This is a genomic window from Alteromonas infernus (assembly GCF_902705815.1).
In genome coordinates this window covers 1-3,866 of sequence record NZ_CACSIG010000067.1, presented here as the reverse complement: position 1 = coordinate 3,866, position 3,866 = coordinate 1, and the positions used below count along the sequence as shown (strand labels likewise).

At 42.1% G+C, this 3,866-nt stretch carries 4 protein-coding genes; all 4 read left to right on the top strand.

What is annotated here, in order from left to right; all coding sequences use genetic code 11:
* Nucleotides 1-221 precede the first annotated feature (221 nt).
* Nucleotides 222-530 carry a hypothetical protein gene (locus ACX5J7_RS16435; RefSeq protein ID WP_498707557.1) on the top strand — a complete coding sequence of 103 codons (309 nt, stop codon included), beginning with the start codon at nt 222-224 and terminating at the stop codon, nt 528-530.
* Between the two features lie 1,373 nt (nt 531-1,903).
* The gene (locus ACX5J7_RS16430) at nt 1,904-2,512 is read left to right on the top strand and encodes a hypothetical protein (protein ID WP_150140892.1); all 609 of its coding nucleotides are present in this window, start codon (nt 1,904-1,906) and stop codon (nt 2,510-2,512) included.
* 66 nt (nt 2,513-2,578) lie between these two features.
* Nucleotides 2,579-2,989 carry a hypothetical protein gene (locus ACX5J7_RS16425; protein WP_498707555.1) on the top strand — a complete coding sequence of 137 codons (411 nt, stop codon included), beginning with the start codon at nt 2,579-2,581 and terminating at the stop codon, nt 2,987-2,989.
* Nucleotides 2,990-3,121: 132 nt separating this feature from the next.
* Nucleotides 3,122-3,487, top strand: a complete 366-nt coding sequence (locus ACX5J7_RS16420; protein ID WP_498707554.1) for a hypothetical protein — start codon at nt 3,122-3,124, stop codon at nt 3,485-3,487.
* Nucleotides 3,488-3,866: the final 379 nt, after the last annotated feature.

Below are 3,866 nucleotides of genomic sequence, written 5' to 3'. Positions count from 1 at the left end.
AAAAAGCATTTAGACAGTCTTGATGTTGGGGCTTCTGTCCGCGTTAGTTATACGGTTGTAGAAGGCAAAAATATAGTTACTTTAATTGCCTGAATGCGCACATAACAAACGCATTAACACTCGCTGCGCTCGCTGGGGACAAAAACACGTAGGCACCCTTCGCTTCGCTCGGTATTATAGCCTACGTATTTTTGCCCGTTATGCGGGTGTTAGGAGTCAGGATGGAAACTGATAATACAGTAAGTTGTTGCAAGCACGGTGAACAACAAGCTACTTTTGTGTGCCAGCATCTCATGGACAGTCTGACAACTAAAAACAAAGTAGGTTATAACTCAGCACCAGAATCAGACGACAACAAAAGACCAGATGCTTGGTGCAATCAATGTGAAGTTAAAAGGTTAGAATGTGGTGGTGACTGGAATGAAGAGTCTGAAGCATTCGCGAATATCAAGTTACTTTGCGGCTGTTGCTACGACCAAGCGAAAGTAATCAACACCTCTATCAAAAGTTGGTGGAAGTTTTGGCACTGACACCTAACAACTCAATAAACTCACTCACTGCGTTCGCTGGGACGCATACACGCAGGGCGGCTTCGCCATTATGCCCTACGTGCCTGCGCCCGTTATTGAAAAGTTAGGCGTCATTTACTTACAGCATAAAAAAAGTGGGTTTAACCGTGACATTCCGACTTCAAGGCTGTTTCGCTAGGCTGTCTTACCGGCTTGCCTATTAGGTAGTTTCAGTTGCTTTAGCAACGCGCTTTTCTTAAACACCGCAACGCCAACATTCAACATCACCAATTTTCTAAACTCGCTCTTTTATCCAGCATTGTCGTTAACATCTAGCTTTTCGCACAGGGTTGTTTTATCTTAAATTCAATAATTTAAACACGCGGTCTATTTGGCTAGTGGTGGCAGCAAAGCTGCGTACGTTCCTTTGTACGCCTAACAAAACGCTGTTGGCACTCCCTTCGGTCGCTGGGACGCTAACACGTGGGCTGACTCACTTCGTTCGGATTTTAGCCCACGTGCTAGCGCCCCAAAGCTTAGCGTTAGGCGTCATTTACTTACAGCATAAAAAAGTGGGTTTAAGCGTGACATTCCGACTTCGAGGCTGTTTCGCTAGGTCGTCTTTGTGGCTAGCTTTCTCGGTTGTTTTAACCGCTTTAGCAACGTGCTTTTCTTAAACACCTCAACGCCAACATTCAACATCACCAGCTTTCTAAACTCGCTCTTTTATCCAGCAATGTCGTTAACATCTGGCATTTCGCACAGGGTTGTTTTATCTTAATTTCAACAATTTAAATAAGTGGCCTTATCGGCTAGTGGTGGCAGCGAAGCTGCGTACTTTCCTTTGTACGCCTAACAAAACGCTGTTGGCACTCCCTTCGGTCGCTGGGACGCTAACACGTGGGCTGGCTCGCTTCGCTCGGATTTTAGCCCACGTGCTAGCGCCCCAAAGCTTAGCGTTATATGCTTTTCAGGAAGCTCATCAATAAGGAATTTTATGAATCTCAACGCTACATTTTGGGGGCAAGCACTCTTCATCCTCGCTTTAGTTGTAATTTTTCTTACTATCAAATTTGCTAAAGGAAAGGCTGACAATATCGGATTGGTTGCCATTTATGCCTTCTTGCTCAACTTCTTGATTCCGCCTGTTGGGTGGTTCTATTGTTACCGATGGGCAAACAAATAATTGCCTAAAACAAATATCATCCTCTATGTAGCTGGGGTTTGTTTTTATTAGAGTGGATGTGTAAAAGGGTTTAAATTGTACGCATATAACAACTCAATCAACACACTCACTTCGTTCGCTGGGACGCATACACGCAGGGCGGCTTCGCCATTATGCCCCACGTGCCTGCGCCCGTTATTGAAAAGTTATATTCACTGGAAAGTTCTGAATGGATGTTAAAATTGCTTCTGTTTTGATAGGTGTTTGTTTAGGTTGGTTTCTAAGTCAGCTAACGACACTTACAAAACATTTCTTCCTAAGAAAACAAAAAAAGGATGCTATATACACTGAATTGAGTGATTTATCAGCTTGGCTGGATAGGTACATAAAAACATCTGAATATAATATTCTCTTGACCATGAAGGGCAAAATAGCAACTAACCTTCCAACTAAGTTACACCCATTCATAATCAATGAATATTTTCCAGTAATTTGCGCTCACTTGCCTCGTGGCGCGAGATTAGGTATTACAGAATGTATTAGCCAAATTGAGAATCTTAACGATATTTCGAATCAAATTGCAGCTTTGTTGGAAAAACCATCTGAAATAAAAAACCAAGAACTGATCAATAGGTATACATCAATGTTCTGCAGCGCATTCGAAACAAAATGGAAGGTCGACTTCCTCTTAGAGAACAAAGATGGTGATTTGAACAAGCTTTCTGGCGCTGCTAAAGAAATATCATCAAAGTTGAAAGTAAGTCTCAAAGAAATTGAAAAGAAAGCTAGTGACAAAAGTGTCAGTGATATTCAGTTCGACTACTACGAGAAAGAGTGAACATAACAATCAAATTAAGTCGCTCGCGGGCTCGCTGGGACACAAACATGGCGGCTGTGTCACTTCGTGCCAATTATAGCCGCCACGTTTGCGCCCCTTATTTGGGTGTTATACGCCATGATGAAATATTGTTGCTGCAACTGCCATAGTAAGTTTCCTTGCAAGGAGGCTGTAGATGGCTACAAGTTGGGCTCTAAAAAAGGATTTTTGTGCCCCTTCTGCAAAGCGAACTTAACGGAATTGTTTTTTAGTGGTGGCAAGAAAAGATTGAAATTTGATAGTAAAGCCCATGAAAAATGGGTGTCATTCTCAGGTTTAGTTGGCATAGTCACTTTTATAACAATGTTTGTTATTTCCGAAGGCTCTTGGATAACTTTTTTAGTTACTCTTGGTGTTATTCTTTCCTATCTTCTATGTGGTTATTTGCGCTGGGGTTTTACACCATACCCAAATGTTATTGGTACAAAAGAGCTATGAAAGGTTGTTCTGACTTGGCGTTAACAAAAAAATCAAGTCACTCACTGCGTTCGCTGGGACGCATACATGCGGGGCGGCTTCGCCATTGTGCCCCACATGCCTGCGCCCCTTATTTAAAAGTTAGGTTTCATTGTGAGATTACTTGTAATCGCAATTTTAGCTGTTGTTTTGTTTTTCCCGTTGTATTGGCTGTTTTATTTCATCACAGGCCAAGAGTGGACAGCTTGGATTGCTGGTGTTTTGGTTTGGATAGTATTCCCAATCATTATGTTAAAAATTTGGGAAACTGAATGGCGCGGAAGACTAGTTAGGATACTCAATTATGCAATTGCAACAATGTTGCTAGTACTTTCTGCAATATACTTGTATCAAAGCTATTCAGCTTCAGAATCGTTGTCGGGTCCAATTGGTTTCTTTGTGTTTTTTGGCTTGCCTTCAATTTATTATCTTTTTAAAGGTAAGTTCCATATAAATCTAAAAGGCGGAGATGAAACCTAACAAACAAATTATGGCACTCGCTAACGCTCGCTGGGACGCAAACACGTGCGCGGCTTCGCCATTATTGCACACGTGTTTGCGCCCCATATTTGGAAGTTAGGCGTCATTTACTTACAGCATTAAAAAGTTCGTTCGGACGTGACATTACAGCATCAAGGCTGTTTCGCTAGGTAGTATTCGCGGCAAGCTTTCTCGGTTGTTTTAACGGCTTTAGCAACGTGCTTTTCAGCAGCAGCACAACACCAACATTTAACATCATCAGCTTTCTAAACTCGCTCATTTATCCCACATAGTCGTTAACATCTGGCATTTCGCACAGGGTTGTTTTATCTTAAATTCAATAATTTAAACACGCGGTCTNTTTGGCTAGTGGTGGCAG